We start from the raw sequence: 20,166 nt of genomic DNA, 5'->3' as shown, positions 1-20,166 counted from the left end.
TGCAACTACCGCCGGCGCGCACCGACACCAACCAGCTGGAAAACGCCCTGCTGAATCTGGTGATCAACGCCCGCGACGCCATGCCCGAGGGCGGCCAGCTGACCCTGGAAACCGCCCTTGATCACCTCACCGACCTGGCCGCCGAACACGACCTGCCGCCGGGCGACTATGTGCGTCTGACCATCGCCGACACCGGCAGCGGCATGCCCGCCGAGGTGGTGGACCGCGCCTTCGATCCCTTCTTCACCACCAAGCCCATCGGCCAGGGCACCGGCCTGGGCCTGTCGATGCTCTATGGCTTCATCAAGCAGTCCGGTGGCCACGTGACCCTGGAGAGCGAATTGGGCAGTGGCACCCGGGTCAGTCTCTGGCTGCCCTGTGCCCAGCCCGAGCGGCCGGCGGCGAGCGCGACGCCCCAGGCGGCCATCGCCCAGAGTCGGGGCGAACGCCTGCTGCTGGTGGAAGACGATGTCTCGGTGCGGCTGCTGCTGCGCGAGATGCTCACCGAGCTGGGCTATCGCGTGCGCACCGCGGCCAGTGCCTCGGCGGCGCTCACCCTGGTCGACGGCGACCTGCCCTGTGACCTGCTGATCACCGATCTCGGCCTGCCGGATCTCGATGGCGCCGAGCTGGCAGGACGCCTGCGCGAGCGCTGGCCGGAGCTGCCGGTGCTGTTCGTCAGCGGTCACGCCGAGCGCCCGACGCCGAACGGCGAGCCCTCGCTGGCCAAGCCGTTCCAGATCGATGCCCTGGCGCGGTTGCTGCGCCAGCTGCTGGACTGACCTAGGGTCGGAAGACCTTGCCGGTCACCAGGTCGCGAATCACGCTGGGATTTTTGCGCCCGCCCAGTTCACCCGTGAGGATGCCGTCGAGGCCCTTGGGAAAGTATTGCTGAACCCGCAACCGCGTGCGGGCGGCCGGGCGACCGGCGGGATTGGCCGAGGTGGAGATCAGCGGCCCGGTCAGGGCGCAGAGTTCGCCCACCAGGGGATGCTCGGAGACTCGCAATGCCACGGTGGCGTGGGCGCCGGTCACCCAGCCGGGCAGGCGATTGTGGTGCGGCACCAGCCAGGTGTTGGGCCCCGGCCAGGTGCTGGCCAGCTTGGCCAGGGACTCTTCCGGCAGATCGTGCAGCAGGAAGTCGAACTGGCGGATGTTGTCGGCCACCAGGATCAGACCCTTTTCCATGGGCCGATGCTTGAGCATCAGCAGGCGATAGACCGCGGCCTGATCCCAGGGATCGCAGCCCAGGCCCCAGACGGCCTCGGTGGGGTAGGCCAGGACGCCCCCCTCGCGCACGATTCGCGCCGCCTGCCGCACTCGCCAGCTGTTGTGCATCGCCTTGCCTCCGCCAAATCCCTGAAGTCTACCCGAGCGCGCCGCCGATGCCAGTCATCCCCCGCTAGCCGAGGCGACACCAGCTGCCCTGCTGCGCCACGATCCGGCCTTCCAGCTCCAGCTCGGTCAGCTGGACCAGCACCTCCGGCAGCGACAGCTCGCAGAGCCGCGCCAGTTCTTCGCTGTTGAGCGGTCCGGCGGCCAGCTGGCGCAACAGGGGATGCTCCTCGACCGCCGCGGTGGTAGCGAGCGGGGCCAGGCTGCGCCAGCCCTGCAGGGCTTCGAGGATGTGTTCCACGCCTTCCACCAGCTGCGCGCCCTCGCGGATCAGCTGGTGACAGCCGCGAGCCCCGGGATGATGAATGGAGCCGGGCAGGGCGAACACCTCGCGGCCCTGTTCGGCGGCCAGGCGCGCGGTGATCAGCGAACCGCTGGAAGGACTGGCCTCCACCACCAGGGTACCCAGGCTGAGACCGCTGATGATCCGGTTGCGCCGTGGAAAGTTGCCGGCCTGGGGCGTGCAGTCCAGTGGCAACTCCGAGACCAGCACGCCGCCCTCGGCCAGCAGGCGCCGGGCGAGCCCCAGGTGCCGGCGCGGATAGAGCTGCCGCAGGCCGGTGCCGAGCACGGCGACCGTGCCGCCGCCGGCGTCCAGGGCGCCCTGGTGCGCCGCGCCATCGATGCCCAGCGCCAGGCCACTGGTGATGCAGAAGCCGGCCGCGGCCAGGCTGTGGGCGAAGCGCCGGGCATTGTCCAGTCCCTGGGCGCTGGCCTGGCGACTGCCGACCAGGGCCAGTTGCGGCCGTTCGAGCAACTCGATCCGTCCTTCGACGAACAGCAGCGGGGGTGGATCGGCGATCTCGGCGAGCAGCGCCGGATAGCGCTCGTCGCCCAGGCAGAGCAGGTGGCGTTCGGGGCCGTCCAGCCAGGCCAAGGCCTGGTCGACCCGTTCGCGGGTGGCGGGGCTGCGGCGGGCCTCCGCGGCCACCGCCGGCAGGCGCAGGGCGCGCCAGGCGGAGGCCGGGGCACTGAGGGCGGCGCTGGCGCTGCCAAAGGCGTCCAGCAGCAGGCGCTGGCGCACGGCGCCGAGTTCGGGGAGTGCGTGCAGGCGCAGCCGAGCGTCCAGCTCGGCAGGGGAGAAGCTGGCCATGGTGTCGTCCTTGAGGGTGGCCGGTCGCCGTCCTGGCGACCCGGGAGGGGGTTAGGGGTTGCGCACCTTGTCCATGATCGCCAGCTGGCGGGTGGCGGTCAGGATCAGGCCGTAGCTGATCTTGTCGTAGGTGCGAAACACCATCAGCAGGCCGGCGCGCTCGTCGGGGATCTTCACCAGCTCGCCGGTGATGCGATCACGCACCGTCTCGCCGGTCTTGTAGACCGCCAGCACGTTGCCCTCGGCCAGGCCGTCACGAGCGCCCTTGTTGAGGGTCACCACATCGAACTGGCCGACCTGGGTGACGCCACGCGGCACATCGAGGATCAGGCCGTTGATGTCGCGGGCCGGGGCGCTGGGCATGAAGGTGGAGTTCACCAGCCGCTCCTCGGTGGGGAACAGCCGGTCGCCCAGGCGCACCTCCTGGGTGGTGCGGGTCAGGCGCAGGGTGGCGATGTCGCCCTCCTGGGCGACCAGATCGGCGCTGCCGATGAAGTCGCCATTGATGCCGAGGAAGGCGCCGGTCTTGGGATCGACATAGGTCTTGCCCTGGCGGTAGATGCCATAGGCCGAGACCCCCGGCTGCAGCTTGCCGCGCACATAGATGCGATCGCCGGCGCCGCTCACCACCCGCTCGGCGTTGCCGGCCACCACATAGGGCGCCGCCTGGAACTGTTCGGCCGAATCGATGGCGCGATTCTGCAAGAGGAAGCTGTTGACCGCTTCCAGCGGAATGGCCGGGATGGCTTCGGCGATGGGCGTGCTGCGCACCGTGGGCGACAGCTTGACCGTGCCGCGCGAGGCGCCGCGGTTGAGCTGCAGGCGCGGCTGACCGTCGACATAGCTCAGTACCAGGGTGTCGCCGGGATAGATGAGATGGGGATTCTTGATCTGCGGATTGGCCTGCCAGATCTCCGGCCATTCCCAGGGTTTGCTGAGGAATCTGGCGGAGATGTCCCAGAGGGTATCGCCGCGAACCACGGTGTAGCTTTCCGGGTGATCCTGACGCAGGGTGACCGCTGCGTACGCCGACTGCAGGGCGCCCCCTGCAACCAGCAGCAGGGCGAACAAAGATTTCCTCATGCGTCGAATCCCTTTACACTCTTGGCCTTGAAGAACCGTCTTCACGCAAACGTCGGGGAATCGCCCCAGTCGTGCCCTGATCGCCACCTTTGTCGGCACCGGGCAGCGCAGGCGCTCATCCCCGTCGACCGACGTCATCCACCACTCGGGACCAGCCCGAGCCGGGTGGAAACAACGCTGCGGCATCTTAGCAGCGCCCCTTGACTGTATTCCACAAGTGCCCTCAACGCCATGGCGATCCTAGACATCCTCGAATTCCCCGATCCCCGCCTGCGCACCGTCGCCAAGCCCATCGACACGGTGGACGACGCCCTGCGCCAGACCATCGACGACATGTTCGAGACCATGTACGAAGCGCCCGGCATCGGTCTGGCCGCCACCCAGGTCAACGTGCATCGCCGCCTGGTGGTGATCGACGTCAGCGAAGACAAGAGCGAGCCGCTGGTCTTCATCAATCCCGAGGCCGAGCCGCTCACCCAGGAACTGGGCGAGTATCAGGAAGGCTGCCTGTCGATTCCCGGCTTCTACGAAAAGGTCTGCCGCCCCGAGCGCGTCCGGGTCAAGGCCCTGGATCGCGACGGCAAGCCCTTCGAGCTGGAATGCGACGGCCTGCTGGCGGTGTGCATCCAGCACGAGATCGATCACCTCGACGGCAAGCTGTTCGTCGACTACCTGTCGCCGCTCAAGCGCGATCGCATCAAGAAGAAGCTCGAAAAGCAGCAGCGCCACAAGGCCTGATCGCCCTGGCGGACGGCGTCTTCGGCGTCCGCCGCTCGCCCTTTCCGCCAGGTCCGCCATGTCCAGATCCCTTCGCCTCGTCTTCGCCGGAACCCCGGAATTCGCCGCCGTGCACCTGCAGGCGCTGATCGATGCCGGTTATCCCATCGCCGCTGTCTATACCCAGCCGGATCGCCCCGCCGGGCGTGGCCAGAAACTGGCCATGAGTCCGGTCAAGCAGCTGGCGCTGAGCCACGGCATTCCCGTGCAGCAGCCGCCGACCCTGCGCGATCCCGCGGCCCAGGCCACCCTGGCGGCGCTGGAACCCGATCTGCTGGTGGTGGTGGCCTACGGCCTGATCCTGCCCCAGGCGGTGCTCGACATCCCGCGCCTGGGCTGCATCAACAGCCATGCCTCGCTGCTGCCGCGCTGGCGCGGCGCGGCGCCCATCCAGCGCGCCCTGGAGGCCGGCGATGCCGAATCCGGGGTCACCGTGATGCGCATGGAAGCCGGTCTGGATACCGGTCCCATGCTGAGCAAGGTGAGCACACCGCTGACCGCCGACGATACCGGCGGCAGCCTGCACGATCGCCTGGCCAGCCTGGGCGCCGCCGCCGTGGTCCAGGCGCTGCCGGGTCTGGCCGACGGCAGCCTGGCGGGCGAGGTGCAGGACGATGACCTGGCCACCTATGCGCACAAGCTCAACAAGGACGAGGCCCGGCTGGACTGGGGCCGTCCGGCGGTGGAACTGGAGCGCCGTATCCGCGCCTTCGATCCCTGGCCGCTGTGCCACACCGCCCTGGCCGGCGAACCGCTCAAGGTCTGGGCCGCGGAGCTGGCCGCAGGGCAGGGCGTTCCCGGCATGGTGCTGGATGCCGATCGCTCCGGCCTGCTGGTCGCCTGCGGTGAAGGCGCCCTGCGCCTGACCCGGCTGCAGCTGCCCGGGGGCAAGCCGCTGGGCTTCGCCGATCTCTACAACGCCCGTCGCGAGCGCTTCGCCCCCGGTCAGGTGCTGGGTCTATGAATCCGCGGCTGGCAGCTACCCGCGCCCTGGCGGCGGTCCTCGCCGGCCGCGCCTCCCTGGGCAGCAGCCTGCCCGAGCAACTGGCCAAGGTCGATCCGCGTGACCGCGCCCTGACCCAGGATCTCGCCTTCGGCACCGCCCGCTGGCAGCCGCGCCTGTCGCTGCTGGCGGAAAAGCTCCTGCAGAAACCCTTCAAGGCCGGCGACCGCGATCTCGAAGCCCTGCTGCTGATCGGGCTCTACCAGCTGTTCCACACGCGCATCCCCGCCCACGCCGCCATCGGCGAGACGGTGGGCTGCGTCGACAAGCTGAAGAAATCCTCGGCCAAGGGCCTGCTCAATGCCGTGCTGCGCCGCGCCCAGCGCGAATACGACAGCCTGCTGCCGGCCCTGGAGCATGACCCGGCGGCGCGCCTGGCCCATCCGCGCTGGCTGCAGAAAGCCCTCAAGGCGCGCTGGCCGGAGCACTGGGAGGCCATCGCCACGGCCAACAACCTGCACCCGCCGCTGATCCTCAGGGTCAATCGCCGCCAGGGCAGTCGCGATGCCTATCTGGCCGAGCTGGCCGCCGCCGGTATCGAGGCCGTGCCCTGCGCCTTCAGCGCCGACGGCATCCGCCTGCTGCAGCCCCAGGACGTCACCGCCCTGCCGGGTTTTGCCGCGGGTCGCTTGAGCGTGCAGGACGAAGCCGCGCAGCTGGCGGCCGAACTGCTGGAACTGGCGCCCGGCCAGCGGGTGCTGGACGCCTGCGCCGCGCCCGGGGGCAAGACCTGCCATCTGCTGGAACGTGAGCCGGGGCTGGCCGAGGTGGTGGCGCTGGACGCCGATGCCGGCCGCCTGCAGCGGGTCGAGCAGAATCTGGCGCGTCTGGGCCTCACCGCGCGCACCCTGGCTGCCGATGGCCGTGCCGTGGCCGACTGGTGGGACGGCACGCCCTTCCAGCGCATCCTGCTGGACGCCCCCTGCAGCGCCACCGGGGTGATCCGCCGCCATCCGGACATCAAGCTGACCCGCCAGGCCAGCGACATAGCGCCCCTGGTGCAGCTGCAGGGCGAATTGCTGGACGCCCTCTGGCCGACGCTGGAGGTGGGCGGCATCCTGGTCTATGCCACCTGTTCGGTGCTACCGGAAGAAAACAGCAGCAACCTCGCCGCCTTTCTCGCCCGCACCCCCGGCGCCCGCGAACTGGATATCCCCGCTACCTGGGGCCTTGCCCAGCCCCATGGTCGCCAGCTCCTGCCGCAGCCCGACGGCCATGACGGCTTCTATTACTGCAAGCTGATCAAGATCGCCAAGTAGGAGACCTCACCATGCTCGAATCCCTGGAAAAGATGCTCGCCCGCGGCCAGGACAACGCCCTGCTCAGATTCGGTCTGGGCAAGGGCTATCTGGATGCCGGAGAGCCCGTCCGGGCGATCGAGCACCTGGCGCGCTGCGTCGAATTCGATCCGGCCTATTCGGCGGCCTGGAAACTGCTGGGCAAGGCCCATGAGGGGAGTGGCGACCTGGCCAGCGCCGAAGCGGCCTGGACCCAGGGCCTGCAGGCGGCGCAGGCCAAGGGCGACAAGCAGGCGGAAAAGGAGATGACGGTGTTTCTCAAGCGCCTGGCGCGCCGCGCTCAGTCCTGATCGCGCAGGAATCTGAGGCCCGCGCCGTCACCGTCGGTGCGCATGACTTCCATGGTCACCTTGGGCGCTTCGATCGGCAGATCGAGCACCTGGCCGACCACGCGGGTGCCCTGCGGCAGCCGGGTCAGCTCGGGGTGCACCACATAGACGCCGCCATCGGACAGGTCGCGGGTCTCGCCGACGATCTCGCCATCCGGATAGGCGATCCATAGCCGGCACTTGAGCGGGGTACGGGTATGCTGGCGCTGATCGCGCGAATTCATCGCCTGACTCCCTGGCTTAGGCGCTCCCTTGAGGTCCTGGCAGCTTCCGGCAAAGCCCGGCGCCTGTCAGCCGCGCACCGACCGAACGGTGCTGGCGAAGCGCCGAGCGATAGGTCATAGGACCACCGCCTGCCCCTCAGCGCCCGGGCAGGACCCGGGCGCTAGACCTCAGTACCACTTCTCCTCGCCATCCGGGCGATTCTTGAACCTCTTCATGCTCCACATGTACTGGGTCGAATAGCGCCGCACGTAGCCGGCCAGCACCTCGCTCATGGCGGCCACCGAGACCTCCGGATCCGGGTCGTACATGGCCGGCGGCGCCGCTTCCAGGATCACCTTGTAGCCGCTGCCGTCCGCCAGGCGCACGGCATGGAAGAACACCCCACGGGCCTTGCCGCGCGCCAGCAGCGAGGGCACGAACTTGCTGGTCAGGGCGGTGGTGCCGAGGAAGGGCACGAAGAGGCCGGCGCTGCGACTCGGCTCGGGATCCGCCGGAATGCCCACGGCGCCGCCGCGCCGGACTTCCTTGATCACGCTGATGATGCCTTCCGGGGTGGAGGGCGCCACCCGATTGCCCAGCTGTACCCGCTGGCGCTTGAGCAGCTCGTCCACCGCCTTGAGCTTGGGCGGCCGGTAGAAGATGATCGGCTTGGCGTGGGAGCAGTAGAAGTGGTTGAGCAACTCCCAGTTGCCCAGGTGGCTGGTGATGCCCACCACGCCATCGCCGGAGGCCAGGGCTTCCTGCAGGACGTCCATCCCTTCCACCTCGCGCACCAGGCGCAAGGAACGCTTCGGCGACCAGATCCAGGCGCAGGCGCTTTCGGTCAGGGTCTTGCCGATGCCGCGCAGGCACTCGCGCGACAGTCGCTCCAGACCGGCGGCATCGAGTTCGGGAAAACAGTGGGCGAGGTTGATGCGGGTGACCTTGCTGGCGCGGGTCGGCAGCTTCCACATGCACCAGCCGATGAATCCACCCAGGCGCTGCACCAGCGGCCAGGGCAGCAGGGCGAAAAGGCGCAGGAAGGCGATCATCAGCGCGCCTTTGAATCTTTCCAAAAGAGGGGCTCCTGTCTGAATGCCCAGACAGTTTACCGTCTACAGCCCCCGGAAACGTTAAGAAAGCGTAAGGTTCGCGCCAACTGGCAGCTATACATTCGACTTTTCCTGCAGCTCTGCCGACGCAGACGCCAATTCGCCATGGCGGTCGCAGTCGAGGGTATGGTCCATGACCAGGCCCATGGCCTGCATGAAGGCATAGCAGATGGTCGGCCCGACAAAGGTGAAACCGGCCCGCTTGAGCGCCTTGCTCATGGCCTCGGCTTCCGGGGTGATCGCCGGCACCTCGCTGCGATCACGGAAACGATTGATGCGCGGAGTACCGCCGACAAAGGACCACAGCCAGCCGGCAGGGTCTTCGAGGCGCAACCAGGCCTGGGCATTCTGACGAGCGGCGCGCAGCTTGGCGCCATTGCGGATGATGCCCGGGTCCTGCATCAGCACCGCGATCTCGGCATCGCTCAACTGCGCCAGGCGCCTGGGATCGAAGCCATGCAGCACCTGACGATAGCGCTCGCGCTTCTTCAGCACGGTGATCCACGACAGTCCGGCCTGGAAGCCCTCCAGCAGGAGGAATTCGAAGAGCACCGCCGGATCGCGCTGGGGCACGCCCCATTCGTGGTCGTGATACTCGATGTACATCGGATCGGCGGTGCACCAGAAGCAACGCGGCATGGCGAAGACTCGGTCGAGGAGGGAAGGCCTCACCTTAGCGCAATTGCCCGACAGCGGAGGCGAGTCATAACCGCCTCTGGAATGGGTAGCATGGCGAATGCTCTGAACGCACGTTTCTAACAGGCCGCAGGCGCTGCTACCGTAGGAGCAGCTACCTTTATCGCGGCCATGGGCCGCTCCTACAGGCCAACCCGTATCTGTAGGAGCGGCCCATGGCCGCGATAAAGCGCGCAGCCGGCCATCCCCGCCAAATACCGCCGGGCAGCCCTACGAGCCCATGCGGTCCCTCCCGGCTTTCGGCTATACTCCCCGGCTTTTCGTCGCAGCCGAACGGGTATTTTTCGTGAGCCAGTCCAAGCCCACCGTGCGCACCTTCCAAGACTTGATCCTGGCCTTGCAGCAATACTGGGCCGAGCAGGGCTGCGTGGTACTCCAGCCCTATGACATGGAAGTCGGCGCCGGTACCTTCCACACCGCCACCTTCCTGCGCGCCATCGGTCCCGAGACCTGGAACGCCGCCTATGTGCAGCCCAGCCGCCGCCCCACCGACGGCCGCTACGGCGAGAACCCCAATCGCCTGCAGCACTACTACCAGTTCCAGGTGGTCTTGAAGCCCAACCCGGACAACTTCCAGGAGCTCTACCTCGGCTCCCTGGCCGCCATCGGCCTGGATCCGCTGGTGCACGACGTGCGCTTCGTCGAGGACAACTGGGAATCGCCCACCCTGGGCGCCTGGGGTCTGGGCTGGGAAGTCTGGCTCAACGGCATGGAAGTCACCCAGTTCACCTACTTCCAGCAGGCCGGCGGTCTCGAGTGCTATCCGGTGACCGGCGAGATTACCTATGGCCTGGAGCGCCTGGCCATGTACCTGCAGGGCGTGGATTCGGTCTATGACCTGATCTGGGCCGACGGCCCCTTCGGCACCGTGACCTACGGCGACGTCTTCCACCAGAACGAGGTGGAGCAGAGCACCTACAACTTCGAGCACGCCAATGTGCCCAAGCTGTTCGAACTGTTCGACTTCTACGAGTCCGAGGCCAATCGCCTGATCGCCCTGGACCTGCCGCTGCCCACCTACGAGATGGTGCTCAAGGCCTCCCACACCTTCAACCTGCTGGACGCCCGCCGGGCCATCTCGGTGACCGAGCGCCAGCGCTACATCCTGCGCGTGCGCACCCTGGCGCGCAGCGTCGCCCAGGGCTACTTCAAGGCCCGGGCCCGGCTGGGCTTCCCGCTGGCCAGCCCCGCGCTGCGTGACGAGGTCCTGGGTCGTGACGATGTCCAGGCGCTGCTCAAGGAGGGCGAATGATGAGCACCACTCTGGATTTCCTGGTCGAACTGGGTACCGAAGAACTGCCACCCAAGGCGCTCAAGACCCTTGGCGACAGCTTTCTCGCCGGCATCGAGAAGGGCCTCAAGCAGGCCGGTCTCGGCTATGCCGGCGCCCGCGCCTATGCCGCGCCGCGCCGTCTGGCGGTGCTGGTCGAAGCCCTGCAGACCCAGCAGCCCGAGCGTAGCGTCAACCTGGACGGCCCGCCGCTCCAGGCCGCCTTTGGCGCCGATGGCCAGCCGACCCAGGCGGCCCTGGGCTTCGCCCGCAAGTGTGGCGTCGACATCAGCGCCATCGACCGCAGCGGTCCCAAGCTGAGATTCTCCCAGAGCATTCCCGGTCAACCGGCGGCCAGCCTGCTGCCCGGCATCGTCGAAGCCTCCCTGGCCGAGCTGCCGATTCCCAAGCGCATGCGCTGGGCCGCCCGCCGCGAGGAATTCGTGCGTCCGACCCAGTGGCTGGTGATGCTGCTGGGTGACGAGGTCATCGACTGCGAGATCCTGACCCGCCGGGCCGGCCGTGAGTCCCGTGGCCATCGCTTCCACCATCCCGACGCCGTGCGCATCAGCGCGCCGGCCCACTATGCAGCCGACCTGCGCGCCGCCCATGTGCTGGCCGACTTCGCCGAGCGCCGCCAGCTGATCGAATCCCGCGTGGCCGAACTGGCCGCGGCGGAGCAGGGCAGTGCCGTGGTGCCGCCCGCGCTGCTGGACGAGGTGACCGCCCTGGTGGAATGGCCGGTGCCGCTGGTCTGCGCCTTCGAGGAACGCTTCCTCGAGGTGCCCCAGGAAGCCCTGATCACCACCATGCAGGACAACCAGAAGTACTTCTGCTTGCTGGACGCCCAGGGCAAGCTCCTGCCGCGCTTCATCACCGTGGCCAATCTGGAGAGCAAGGATCCGGCGCAGATCGTCAGCGGCAACGAGAAGGTGGTCCGCCCCCGTCTCACCGATGCCGAATTCTTCTTCAAGCAGGACCAGAAGCAGCCGCTGGAAAGCTTCAACGAGCGCCTCAAGAACGTGGTCTTCCAGGCCCAGCTCGGCACCGTCTACGACAAGGCCCAGCGCGTCGCCGCCCTGGCCGCCTTTATCGCCGAACGCATCGGCGGTGATGCCGAGCGCGCCCACCGCGCCGGTGTGCTCGCCAAGTGCGACCTGGCCACCGAGATGGTCGGCGAATTCCCCGAGATGCAGGGCATCGCCGGCTACTACTACGCCAAAAAGGGCGGCGAAGCCGACGACGTGGCCCTGGCGCTCAACGAGCAGTACATGCCGCGCGGCGCCGGCGCCGAATTGCCGCAGACCCTGACCGGGGCCGCCGTGGCCCTGGCCGACAAGCTCGACACCTTGGTCGGCATCTTCGGCATCGGCATGCTGCCCACCGGCAGCAAGGACCCCTTCGCCCTGCGCCGTCAGGCCCTGGGGGTGCTACGCATCCTCATCGAGAAGGGCCTGGAGCTGGATCTGCCAGCCGCCGTCGCCTTCGCCATCGCCGGTTACGGCGAGCGGGTCAAGGCCGCGGGGCTGCAGGAGCAGGTGCTGGACTTCGTCTTCGACCGGCTGCGTGCCCGCTACGAGGACGAAGGCGTCGACACCGCCGCCTACCTGGCCGTGCGGGCCCTGCGCCCGGCTTCGGCGCTGGACTTCGATCAGCGCGTCCAGGCCGTGCAGGCCTTCCGCCGCCTGCCCGAGGCCGAAGCCCTGGCCGCCGCCAACAAGCGCGTCTCCAACCTGCTGGGCAAGTTCGAGGGCACGGTCGCCACCCAGGCCGATGCCGCCCTGTTCGAGACCGACGCCGAGCGCACCCTGGCCGCGGCCATCGCCGATGCCGAGCGGGAAGCCGCGCCCCTGGCCGAAGCTCGCCGTTATCGCGAAGCCCTGGAGCGCCTGGCCAGCCTGCGCGCCCCGGTGGATGCCTTCTTCGACGAGGTATTGGTCAACGCCGAGGACGAGCGCGTCCGCGCCAATCGCTATGCGCTGCTCGCCCACCTGCGTGGCCTGTTCCTGGGCATCGCCGACATCTCGGTGCTGGGCTAGGGCATGAAGCTGATCGTGCTGGACCGCGATGGCGTCATCAATGTCGATTCCGATGACTACGTGCGCAGCGCCGAGCAGTGGCAACCGCTGCCCGGCAGCCTCGCCGCCATCGCTCGCCTGAACCGGGCCGGTTGGCAGGTGGCCGTGGCCACCAACCAGTCCGGCCTGGCCCGCGGCTACTTCACGGAAGACGACCTGACGGCCATGCACGAGAAACTGCAGCGGCTGCTGGCGGAGGAGGGCGGTCGGGTCGACCTGATCCTGCACTGCCCCCATGGCCCGGAAGCGGGCTGCGACTGCCGCAAGCCGCTGCCCGGCCTGTTTCGCGCCATCGCCCACCACTATGGCCGTGCCGACCTGAGCGGCGTGCCGGTGGTGGGCGACAGCCTGCGCGATCTGGAAGCCGGCGTGGCCCTTGGCTGCACACCCTGTCTGGTGCGGACCGGCAAGGGTGAACGCACCCTGGCCAAGCCTTTGCCAGCCGGCACCCGGGTCTTCGCCGACCTGGCCGCGGTGGCTGATCACCTGCTCGAGGAAGCGCCCTGATGCGGCTCTTGCGTACCCTGTTGTTCTATGTGCTGCTGGGAACCAGCGGCATCCTCTGGTCCTGCGTCAGCCTGCTGATCGCGCCCTTCCTCGCCTATCGCGCCCGCTATCGGCTGGTGGTCAAGGCCTGGACCGGTTTCGCCGTCTGGCTGGCCAAGGTCATCTGCGGCATCCGCTACGAGATCGAAGGCCTGGAAAACGTCCCGGCGCAGCCCTGCGTGATCGTGGCCAACCACCAGAGCACCTGGGAAACCTTTTTCCTGTCCGCCCAGTTCGAGCCCACCTCCCAGGTGATCAAGCGCGAATTGCTGCGGATCCCCTTCTTTGGCTGGGCCTTCTCGCTGCTCAAGCCGATCGCCATCGACCGTGACAACGGCAAGCTGGCCCTGCAGCAGCTGACGGAGCAGGGCGGTCGCTACCTGGCCCAGGGTTGCTGGGTGCTGATCTTTCCCCAGGGTACCCGCATCGATCACGGCCAGATGGGCAAGTTCTCTCGCGGTGGCGCCGCCCTGGCCTGCAGCCTGAACGTACCCATCCTGCCCATCGCCCATGACGCCGGTGCCTACTGGCCCAATCGCTCCTGGATCAAGTCGCCGGGGACCATCAAGGTCAGCATCGGTCCGCTGCTCCATCCCCAGGGTCAGGATCCGCGCGCCATCGTCGATCTCAATGCCCGCTGCTTCGCCTTCATCGAACAGGCTCTGGCGACCAAGCCCGACGCCAGTCCCGCCCGCGCTGCGTAGCCTGACCGCCAGGCCGCGAGGCCTGGCTGTTTCCACCCCTTTTCCGCCCTTTTCCCACAGACTTATCCACAGGCCAGATCAAGCCTTTGGTGTGGGCGGATTTTGGCCCGCTACCTCGGATGAGTCTTCATCCACAAGTACCGACAAGCTTATTCCCAGGCTTATCCACAGGATCATCCGTTATAGCCTGTGTCTCTATGCCGCATGGCACGGCCTCTTTACGCAAATTTTCTGTGGTGATCAAAAGCGGCTGAGGAAAACTATCCACAAAACCTCTGGCTATAAGATGAACGGCGTTCGCTCCCGGGGAACGAAACGCTGCGGCTCTCTAGGCAGAATGTTTTCCACAAAAAAGCCCCGCATGGCGGGGCTTGTGCATAACCGCGGGATCAGACGTCGAGGTTCGACACGGCCAGGGCGTTGCTCTCGATGAAGTCGCGGCGCGGCTCCACCTGATCGCCCATCAGGGTGTTGAAGATCTGATCGGCGGCGATGGCGTCCTCGATGGTCACCTGCAGCATGCGACGCACGTTCGGGTCCATGGTGGTTTCCCACAGCTGATCCGGATTCATCTCGCCCAGGCCCTTGTAGCGCTGGATGTTGAATCTCTTGCTGGTCTCCACCATCAGCCATTCCCAGGCTTCCTTGAAGGTGCTGACCGGGCGCCGGCGTTCGCCGCGCTTGGCGTAGGCGCCTTCCTCCAGCAGGTTGTCCAACTGGGCGGCCAGCTCGGTCACCAGGCGGTAGTCGTTGCTGCCGAAGAAATCCCGGTTGAAAGTGACGTAGCTGGACAGGCCGTGGGCACGGGTCTCGACCTCCGGCAGCCACAGGCTGCGCTCGCGGTCTTCGCGCAGGCTCAGGGTGTAGGTGGTGCCATTGCGCTCGGCAGCCTTGAGGCGCGTTTCCAGGCCGGCCAGCCACTGGCGCATGGCCGCCTCATCACCCAGCTGCTCCACGCCCACGCGGGGCAGGTACAGCAGGTGTTCGCTGACGTCGGCCGGATAGAGGCGCGACAGGCGCTTGAAGGTCTTCATCACCTGGCGATAGCTGTTCACCAACTTCTCGAGTTCCACGCCGGACAGGCCCGGGGCGTTCTCGTTGACGTGCAGGCTGGCTTCCTCGAGGGCGGTCTGGGTCAGGTATTCCTCCATCGCCTCGTCGTCCTTGATGTACTGCTCCTGCTTGCCACGCTTCACCTTGTACAGCGGCGGCTGAGCGATGTAGATGTAGCCCCGCTCGATCAACAGCGGCATCTGGCGGAAGAAGAAGGTCAGCAGCAGGGTACGGATGTGCGAACCGTCGACGTCAGCATCGGTCATGATGATGATGTTGTGGTAGCGCAGCTTGTCGATATTGAACTCTTCGCGACCGATACCGCAGCCCAGCGCGGTGATCAGGGTGCCCACCTCCTGGGAGGAGAGCATCTTGTCGAAGCGGGCCTTCTCGACGTTGAGGATCTTGCCCTTGAGCGGCAGGATCGCCTGGGTGCGCCGGTTGCGGCCCTGCTTGGCCGAACCACCGGCGGAGTCACCCTCCACGATGTAGAGTTCGGACAGCGCCGGGTCCTTTTCCTGGCAGTCCGCCAGCTTGCCGGGCAGACCGGCGATGTCCAGAGCGCCCTTGCGGCGGGTCATCTCCCGCGCCTTGCGCGCCGCTTCCCGGGCCCGGGCCGCGTCGATCATCTTGCCGACCACCGCCTTGGCCTCGTTGGGATTCTCCAGCAGGAAGTCGGAGAAGTACTTGCCCATCTCCTGCTCCACAGCGGTCTTCACCTCGGAGGAGACCAGCTTGTCCTTGGTCTGGGAGGAGAACTTGGGATCCGGCACCTTGACCGAGATGATGGCGGTCAGGCCTTCGCGGGCGTCGTCACCGGTGGTGGCCACCTTGAACTTCTTGGCCAGGCCCTCGGCCTCGATGTAGTTGTTCAGGTTGCGCGTCAGTGCCGAGCGGAAGCCCGCCAGGTGGGTACCGCCATCGCGCTGGGGAATGTTGTTGGTGAAGCAGAGAATGTTCTCGTTGAAGCTGTCGTTCCACTGCAGGGCCACTTCCACGCCGACGCCATCGTCGTCGCGCTGCACCTGGAAATGGAACACCTCGTTCACCGCGGTCTTGTTGGTGTTGAGGTAGTCGACGAAGGCACGCAGGCCGCCTTCGTACTTGAACAGCTCTTCCTTGCCGCTGCGCTCGTCGCGCAGGACGATGCCGACGCCGGAGTTGAGGAAGGACAGCTCGCGAATCCGCTTGGCCAGGATGTCCCAGCTGAACTGGATGTTGCTGAAGGTCTCGGCGGACGGCTTGAAGTGCACCTGGGTACCGGTGGTGTCGGTCTCGCCGATCACCGCCAGCGGTGCCTGGGGCACGCCATGCACATAGACCTGCTCCCACACCTGGCCGGCGCGGCGAATGGTCAGCCGCAGCTCCTCGGACAGGGCGTTCACCACCGAGACGCCCACGCCGTGCAGGCCGCCGGACACCTTGTAGGTGTTGTCGTCGAACTTACCGCCGGCGTGCAGCACGGTCATGATGACCTCGGCCGCGGAAACGCCTTCTTCCTTGTGGATATCCACCGGGATGCCGCGACCGTTGTCGCGCACGGTGATGGATTCGTCCATGTGGATGGTGATGCTGATCTCGCTGCAGAAGCCGGCCAGGGCCTCGTCGATGGAGTTGTCCACCACCTCGAAGACCATGTGGTGCAGGCCGGTGCCGTCATCGGTGTCGCCGATGTACATGCCGGGGCGCTTGCGCACGGCATCCAGTCCCTTCAGCACCTTGATGCTGGAAGAGTCGTAGGTATTGGTCTCGCTCATGCTTGGCTCCCGCTAGTGTGGGTCTGCTTGATATGGCCGTGTTCCACGTGGAACACGCTGACCTCTGTCTCCGGCCGCCAGGCGGCCTGTAGCGTCTCGCGCTCGACACAGGTGATGAAGACTTGGCACTCCAGTGCCTCCAGCAGCCGGCACAAGGCCAGCCGGTGTCCCTCGTCCAGTTCCGAGGGCAGGTCGTCGATGAGATAGACGCACTGGCCCCGCTTGACCTGGTTGACCAGCCGCCCCTGGGCGATGCGCAGTGCGCACACCACCAGCTTCTGCTGGCCGCGCGACAGGATGTCCGCCGCGTTGTGATTGCCGATGCGGATCCGCAGGTCGGCGCGTTGGGGACCGGCCTGGGTATGCCCCAGCTGCAGATCCCGCGGCAGGCTGTCCGCCAGCACCTCGCGCAGATCGCGCTCGCGGTCCCAGCCGCGGTAGTAACTCAGGGTCAGGCCGTCGAGCTGGATCAGCTCGGCCAGCACTGCGGTGAATTCCGGTTTCAGGCGCTGGATGTAGGCCTGGCGAAAGCCATCGATCTCGGCACTGGCCAGGGCCAGTTCCTGATCCCAGGCGGCCTGCGCCGCAGGGTCGATTTTACCACGTCTGAGCCAGTGATTTCGCTGCCTGAGCGCCTTTTGCAGGCGTTGCCATAGGGGCAGAAAACGCTGTTCCTCGTGGAACACGCCCCAGTCGAGAAACTGCCGTCTGATCTTGGGACTGCCTTCGAGCAGCCGGAAGCCGTCAGGGTTGATCAGCTGCAGCGGCAGCACCTCGGCCAGCTGCGCCGCACTGCGGGCATTCTCGCCATTGATGCGGATCTGATAGTCGCCGCCGCGCTCGCGCTGGATGCCCAGGTTGCAATCCTGGCCCCCGGGCAGCCGCACCTGGCCGAACACCGTGCAGCTGGCCTGCTCGTGCTGGATGACCGGCGCCAGCTTGGTGCTGCGAAAGGAGCGGGCGAGGCCCAGCAGGTGGATGGCTTCCAGCAGGCTGGTCTTGCCGCTGCCGTTGGCGCCGTGCAGCAGGTTGACCCGGGGCGAGGGCTGAAGCGCGACCGCCTGCAGATTGCGCAGGCGGTCGGCGTTGAAGCGGATCAGCGTCATCGAGCGGCGATCAGAGGCGCATCGGCATCACGACATAGGAGGAATCGTCGTTGCCCGCCTCCTGCAACAGCGCACTGCTGCTGGAATCGGACAGGGTGATGCGCACCTGGTCGGTGGTCATCACGCCGAGCACGTCGAGCAGGTAGCTGACGTTGAAGCCGATCTCCAGGCTGCCGCCGTCGTAATCGACCTGCAGTTCTTCCTCGGCCTCTTCCTGCTCCGGGTTGTTGGCCTGGATCTTCATGAAGCCGTTTTCCAGCTGCAGGCGGATACCGCGGTACTTCTCGTTGGAGAGAATGGCGGTGCGGCTGAACGCCTCGCGCAGGTGCTGACGTTCGCCCAATACCAGCTTGTCGCCATGCCGCGGCAGGACGCGCTCGTAGTCGGGGAACTTGCCGTCCACCAGCTTGGAGGTAAAGGTGAAGTCCCCGGTGGTGGCGCGGATATGGTGCTGGCCCAGCACCACGTTGACCGGCTCTTCCGGCTCGGTGAGCAGGCGCGACAGTTCCAGGATGCCCTTGCGCGGCACGATGACCTGGTGCTTCTCGGCCTGGTCGACGTCGGCTTCCAGCATGCACATGGCCAGGCGGTGACCATCGGTGGCCACGGCGCGCAGGCGCCCGGTGCTGGCTTCGAGCAGCATGCCGTTGAGGTAGTAGCGCACGTCCTGCTGGGCCATGGCGAAGCCGGTGCGCTCGATCAGACGGCGCAGGCGGCCTTGGGGAATGCTGAACTTCAGCGAACCCGGACCTTCCTCCACGGTGGGGAAGTCGTTGGCCGGCAGGGTGGACAGGGTGAAACGGCTGCGTCCGGCACGGATCAGCAGCTTCTGCTCCTCGGTGCGGATGTCGATCAGCGCATCGGGCTGCAGGCTCTTGCAGATATCCATCAGCTTGCGCGCCGGCACGGTGATTTCGCCGGCTTCGGCGGCTTCTTCCAGATCGACCCGGCCAACCAGCTCGACTTCCAGGTCGGTACCGGTCAGCGACAGCCGCTGGCCTTCCACGACCAGGAGTACGTTGGACAGCACCGGCAGCGTTTGCCGACGTTCCACGACACCGGCCACCAGCTGCAGCGGTTTCAACAGGGCTTCGCGTTGAATGGTGAAATGCATGGTCAGGTCCTTGCCAGGGCCGCGTCCGTCAGGTCGTCAGGGTACGCAGCAGGTTCTTGTAATCCTCGCGGATATCCGCGTCGGATTCCCGAAGTTCGGCGATCTTGCGACAGGCGTGCAACACCGTCGTGTGATCGCGTCCGCCAAAGGCGTCGCCGATTTCCGGCAGGCTGTGGTTGGTCAGCTCCTTGGACAGCGCCATGGCGACCTGCCGCGGCCGGGCGACCGAACGCGAGCGGCGTTTGGACAGCAGATCGGCGATCTTGATCTTGTAGTACTCGGCCGCGGTGCGCTGGATGTTGTCGATGCTGACCAGCTTGTCCTGCAGTGCCAGGAGATCCTTGAGCGATTCGCGGATCAGCTCGATGGTGATGTCGCGGCCCATGAAGTGGGCATGGGCGATTACCCGCTTGAGCGCGCCTTCCAGTTCCCGCACGTTGGAGCGGATGCGCTGGGCAATAAAGAAGGCGGCGTCGTGGGGCAGGTCGACCTTGGCCTGGTCGGCCTTCTTCATCAGGATCGCCACCCGCGTTTCCAGCTCCGGCGGCTCCACCGCCACGGTGAGACCCCAGCCGAAGCGCGACTTGAGCCGCTCTTCCAGGCCGTCGATCTCCTTGGGATAGCGGTCGCTGGTGAGGATCACCTGTTGTCCACCTTCGAGCAGGGCATTGAAGGTGTGGAAAAACTCTTCCTGCGAACGCTCCTTGCGGGCGAAGAACTGGATGTCGTCGATCAGCAGCGCGTCCACCGAGCGGTAGAAGCGCTTGAATTCGTTGATGGCGTTGAGCTGCAGCGCCTTGACCATGTCGGCGACGAAGCGCTCCGAATGCAGATAGACGATCTTGGCGTTCGGATTGCGCTTGAGCAGGTGGTTGCCCACCGCGTGCATCAGGTGGGTCTTACCCAGACCCACGCCCCCATAAAGGAAGAGCGGGTTGTACCCGTGCTTGGGATTGTCCGCCACCTGCCAGGCCGCGGCGCGGGCCAGCTGGTTGGACTTGCCCTCGACGAAGTTCTCGAAGGTGAAGGTGCGATTCAGGTAGCTGGTGTGCTTGAGCGCACCCTCCACCTGCACGGTGCGTTCGGTCTTGACCGCCGGCTCGTCGGCCTCGGCCAGTTCCGCGGTCACGTCTTCCAGGGCGACGCCCGCGGTGACGATGTCCGATTGGATCGGCTGCGGAGCCTGCACCGGAGGAGGCAGCGGGGTGCTCTGGCTGCTTGGCGTCTGCGCCGGACGCGGCTTGTTGCTGCGCTTGCTGCCGATCAACAGGGACAGCACCGGGGCGATGCCGTCGTCGGCATGTTCCTCGAGCAATTCGAGGATGCGGCTCAGGTACTTCTCGTTGACCCAGTCGAGCACGAAGCGATTGGGCGCGAACACCCGCAGCTCATCCCCTTCCGCTTCCACCTGCAGTGGCCGGATCCAGGTATTGAATTGTTGCGAAGGCAGCTCGTCGCGCAGCACATCCACGCAACGTTGCCAGAGTTCGACCGACACAGCGTCTCCCAAGAACTGGAGCGGCCCGGACGGGCCATGAGCAAACGCCC

General features: G+C 66.7%; 19 protein-coding genes and 1 pseudogene. 10 read left to right on the top strand and 10 right to left on the bottom strand.

Annotation, left to right across the window (positions count from 1 at the left end; translation table 11 throughout):
- Positions 1-80: 80 nt before the first annotated feature.
- Both PSEK12I1_RS25155 and PSEK12I1_RS25150 read left to right on the top strand, forming a co-directional pair.
- Positions 81-323 (top strand): annotated as a pseudogene (locus PSEK12I1_RS25155) (ATP-binding protein); the annotation flags it as partial.
- Positions 324-782: a response regulator gene (locus PSEK12I1_RS25150; RefSeq protein WP_371099477.1), complete on the top strand. Its 459-nt coding sequence runs from the start codon at positions 324-326 to the stop codon at positions 780-782.
- A gap of 1 nt (position 783) precedes the next feature.
- Here PSEK12I1_RS25150 and PSEK12I1_RS0101870 read toward each other — a convergent pair whose 3' ends face one another.
- From PSEK12I1_RS0101870 to PSEK12I1_RS0101860, 3 genes are all read right to left on the bottom strand, one after another.
- Entirely contained in the window at positions 784-1,338 is a 555-nt protein-coding gene (locus PSEK12I1_RS0101870; protein ID WP_027600512.1) for an L-threonylcarbamoyladenylate synthase, read from the bottom strand.
- A 64-nt stretch (positions 1,339-1,402) separates the two neighbouring features.
- Positions 1,403-2,488 (bottom strand): DNA-processing protein DprA, encoded by a 1,086-nt coding sequence (gene dprA / locus PSEK12I1_RS0101865; protein WP_027600511.1) that lies wholly within the window; start codon positions 2,486-2,488, stop codon positions 1,403-1,405.
- 51 nt (positions 2,489-2,539) lie between these two features.
- Entirely contained in the window at positions 2,540-3,571 is a 1,032-nt protein-coding gene (locus PSEK12I1_RS0101860) for a LysM peptidoglycan-binding domain-containing protein (protein WP_027598734.1), read from the bottom strand.
- A 231-nt stretch (positions 3,572-3,802) separates the two neighbouring features.
- Between PSEK12I1_RS0101860 and def the strand changes: the two genes are divergently transcribed.
- From def to PSEK12I1_RS0101840, 4 genes are read left to right on the top strand one after another with little or no spacing between them, the layout of a single operon-like run.
- Positions 3,803-4,309, top strand: a complete 507-nt coding sequence (gene def / locus PSEK12I1_RS0101855; protein WP_007160149.1) for a peptide deformylase — start codon at positions 3,803-3,805, stop codon at positions 4,307-4,309.
- A 58-nt stretch (positions 4,310-4,367) separates the two neighbouring features.
- Positions 4,368-5,312, top strand: coding sequence for a methionyl-tRNA formyltransferase (fmt, locus tag PSEK12I1_RS0101850; protein ID WP_027598733.1), 945 nt, complete (start codon positions 4,368-4,370; stop codon positions 5,310-5,312).
- The gene (rsmB, locus tag PSEK12I1_RS0101845; protein WP_027600510.1) at positions 5,309-6,610 is read left to right on the top strand and encodes a 16S rRNA (cytosine(967)-C(5))-methyltransferase RsmB; all 1,302 of its coding nucleotides are present in this window, start codon (positions 5,309-5,311) and stop codon (positions 6,608-6,610) included. The genes fmt and rsmB overlap by 4 nt, the downstream gene beginning before the upstream one ends.
- 11 nt (positions 6,611-6,621) lie before the next feature.
- Positions 6,622-6,939 carry a tetratricopeptide repeat protein gene (locus PSEK12I1_RS0101840; RefSeq protein WP_027600509.1) on the top strand — a complete coding sequence of 106 codons (318 nt, stop codon included), beginning with the start codon at positions 6,622-6,624 and terminating at the stop codon, positions 6,937-6,939.
- Here the strand turns inward: PSEK12I1_RS0101840 and PSEK12I1_RS0101835 are convergent.
- The 3 genes from PSEK12I1_RS0101835 to PSEK12I1_RS0101825 all read right to left on the bottom strand — a co-directional run bounded on the left by PSEK12I1_RS0101835 (position 6,930) and on the right by PSEK12I1_RS0101825 (position 8,933).
- The gene (locus PSEK12I1_RS0101835; protein WP_007160145.1) at positions 6,930-7,202 is read right to left on the bottom strand and encodes a PilZ domain-containing protein; all 273 of its coding nucleotides are present in this window, start codon (positions 7,200-7,202) and stop codon (positions 6,930-6,932) included. The two genes, PSEK12I1_RS0101840 and PSEK12I1_RS0101835, sit on opposite strands and share 10 nt — an antisense overlap.
- Before the next feature lie 168 nt (positions 7,203-7,370).
- Positions 7,371-8,258: a lysophospholipid acyltransferase gene (locus tag PSEK12I1_RS0101830; protein ID WP_027600508.1), complete on the bottom strand. Its 888-nt coding sequence runs from the start codon at positions 8,256-8,258 to the stop codon at positions 7,371-7,373.
- A 90-nt stretch (positions 8,259-8,348) separates the two neighbouring features.
- On the bottom strand, positions 8,349-8,933 hold the full coding sequence (locus tag PSEK12I1_RS0101825) for a DNA-3-methyladenine glycosylase I (protein ID WP_027600507.1): 585 nt from the start codon (positions 8,931-8,933) through the stop codon (positions 8,349-8,351).
- Positions 8,934-9,276: 343 nt separating this feature from the next.
- On the opposite strand from PSEK12I1_RS0101825, the gene glyQ reads away from it, so the two are divergent.
- The 4 genes from glyQ to PSEK12I1_RS0101805 are packed head-to-tail and all read left to right on the top strand — an operon-like array spanning position 9,277 to position 13,588.
- Positions 9,277-10,242, top strand: a complete 966-nt coding sequence (gene glyQ / locus PSEK12I1_RS0101820) for a glycine--tRNA ligase subunit alpha (protein WP_027598728.1) — start codon at positions 9,277-9,279, stop codon at positions 10,240-10,242.
- The gene (gene glyS, locus PSEK12I1_RS0101815; RefSeq protein ID WP_027598727.1) at positions 10,242-12,299 is read left to right on the top strand and encodes a glycine--tRNA ligase subunit beta; all 2,058 of its coding nucleotides are present in this window, start codon (positions 10,242-10,244) and stop codon (positions 12,297-12,299) included. Before glyQ ends, glyS begins: the two co-directional genes overlap by 1 nt.
- 3 nt (positions 12,300-12,302) lie before the next feature.
- On the top strand, positions 12,303-12,845 hold the full coding sequence (gmhB, locus tag PSEK12I1_RS0101810) for a D-glycero-beta-D-manno-heptose 1,7-bisphosphate 7-phosphatase (protein WP_027600506.1): 543 nt from the start codon (positions 12,303-12,305) through the stop codon (positions 12,843-12,845).
- Positions 12,845-13,588 (top strand): 1-acyl-sn-glycerol-3-phosphate acyltransferase, encoded by a 744-nt coding sequence (locus PSEK12I1_RS0101805; RefSeq protein WP_027598725.1) that lies wholly within the window; start codon positions 12,845-12,847, stop codon positions 13,586-13,588. The genes gmhB and PSEK12I1_RS0101805 overlap by 1 nt, the downstream gene beginning before the upstream one ends.
- Positions 13,589-13,977: 389 nt before the next feature.
- Here the strand turns inward: PSEK12I1_RS0101805 and gyrB are convergent, their stop codons facing one another.
- The 4 genes from gyrB to dnaA are packed head-to-tail and all read right to left on the bottom strand — an operon-like array spanning position 13,978 to position 20,116.
- Positions 13,978-16,398 carry a DNA topoisomerase (ATP-hydrolyzing) subunit B gene (gene gyrB, locus PSEK12I1_RS0101800; protein ID WP_027598724.1) on the bottom strand — a complete coding sequence of 807 codons (2,421 nt, stop codon included), beginning with the start codon at positions 16,396-16,398 and terminating at the stop codon, positions 13,978-13,980.
- Positions 16,395-17,504 (bottom strand): DNA replication/repair protein RecF, encoded by a 1,110-nt coding sequence (gene recF, locus PSEK12I1_RS0101795; protein WP_007160137.1) that lies wholly within the window; start codon positions 17,502-17,504, stop codon positions 16,395-16,397. The genes gyrB and recF overlap by 4 nt, the downstream gene beginning before the upstream one ends.
- A 10-nt stretch (positions 17,505-17,514) precedes the next feature.
- Positions 17,515-18,618 (bottom strand): DNA polymerase III subunit beta, encoded by a 1,104-nt coding sequence (dnaN, locus tag PSEK12I1_RS0101790; RefSeq protein WP_007160136.1) that lies wholly within the window; start codon positions 18,616-18,618, stop codon positions 17,515-17,517.
- A 28-nt stretch (positions 18,619-18,646) separates the two neighbouring features.
- The gene (dnaA, locus tag PSEK12I1_RS0101785) at positions 18,647-20,116 is read right to left on the bottom strand and encodes a chromosomal replication initiator protein DnaA (protein WP_007160135.1); all 1,470 of its coding nucleotides are present in this window, start codon (positions 20,114-20,116) and stop codon (positions 18,647-18,649) included.
- Between the last annotated feature and the right edge of the window lie 50 nt (positions 20,117-20,166).

This window comes from Pseudomonas sp. MOIL14HWK12:I1 (assembly GCF_000510705.1).
In the GTDB taxonomy this organism is placed as follows: Bacteria; Pseudomonadota; Gammaproteobacteria; order Pseudomonadales; family Pseudomonadaceae; genus Chryseomonas; species Chryseomonas oryzihabitans.
Note: the sequence above shows the minus strand (reverse complement) of the source record. Positions and strands in the feature narration are given on the sequence as shown.

Coding starts and splice junctions, on each gene's coding strand:
- PSEK12I1_RS0101870 (WP_027600512.1), bottom strand. CDS start 1,338: ATGCACAACAGCTGGCGAGTGCGGCAGGCGGCGCGAATCGTGCGCGAG.
- dprA (WP_027600511.1), bottom strand. CDS start 2,488: ATGGCCAGCTTCTCCCCTGCCGAGCTGGACGCTCGGCTGCGCCTGCAC.
- PSEK12I1_RS0101860 (WP_027598734.1), bottom strand. CDS start 3,571: ATGAGGAAATCTTTGTTCGCCCTGCTGCTGGTTGCAGGGGGCGCCCTG.
- def (WP_007160149.1), top strand. CDS start 3,803: ATGGCGATCCTAGACATCCTCGAATTCCCCGATCCCCGCCTGCGCACC.
- fmt (WP_027598733.1), top strand. CDS start 4,368: ATGTCCAGATCCCTTCGCCTCGTCTTCGCCGGAACCCCGGAATTCGCC.
- rsmB (WP_027600510.1), top strand. CDS start 5,309: ATGAATCCGCGGCTGGCAGCTACCCGCGCCCTGGCGGCGGTCCTCGCC.
- PSEK12I1_RS0101840 (WP_027600509.1), top strand. CDS start 6,622: ATGCTCGAATCCCTGGAAAAGATGCTCGCCCGCGGCCAGGACAACGCC.
- PSEK12I1_RS0101835 (WP_007160145.1), bottom strand. CDS start 7,202: ATGAATTCGCGCGATCAGCGCCAGCATACCCGTACCCCGCTCAAGTGC.
- PSEK12I1_RS0101825 (WP_027600507.1), bottom strand. CDS start 8,933: ATGCCGCGTTGCTTCTGGTGCACCGCCGATCCGATGTACATCGAGTAT.
- glyS (WP_027598727.1), top strand. CDS start 10,242: ATGAGCACCACTCTGGATTTCCTGGTCGAACTGGGTACCGAAGAACTG.
- gmhB (WP_027600506.1), top strand. CDS start 12,303: ATGAAGCTGATCGTGCTGGACCGCGATGGCGTCATCAATGTCGATTCC.
- PSEK12I1_RS0101805 (WP_027598725.1), top strand. CDS start 12,845: ATGCGGCTCTTGCGTACCCTGTTGTTCTATGTGCTGCTGGGAACCAGC.
- gyrB (WP_027598724.1), bottom strand. CDS start 16,398: ATGAGCGAGACCAATACCTACGACTCTTCCAGCATCAAGGTGCTGAAG.
- recF (WP_007160137.1), bottom strand. CDS start 17,504: ATGACGCTGATCCGCTTCAACGCCGACCGCCTGCGCAATCTGCAGGCG.
- dnaN (WP_007160136.1), bottom strand. CDS start 18,618: ATGCATTTCACCATTCAACGCGAAGCCCTGTTGAAACCGCTGCAGCTG.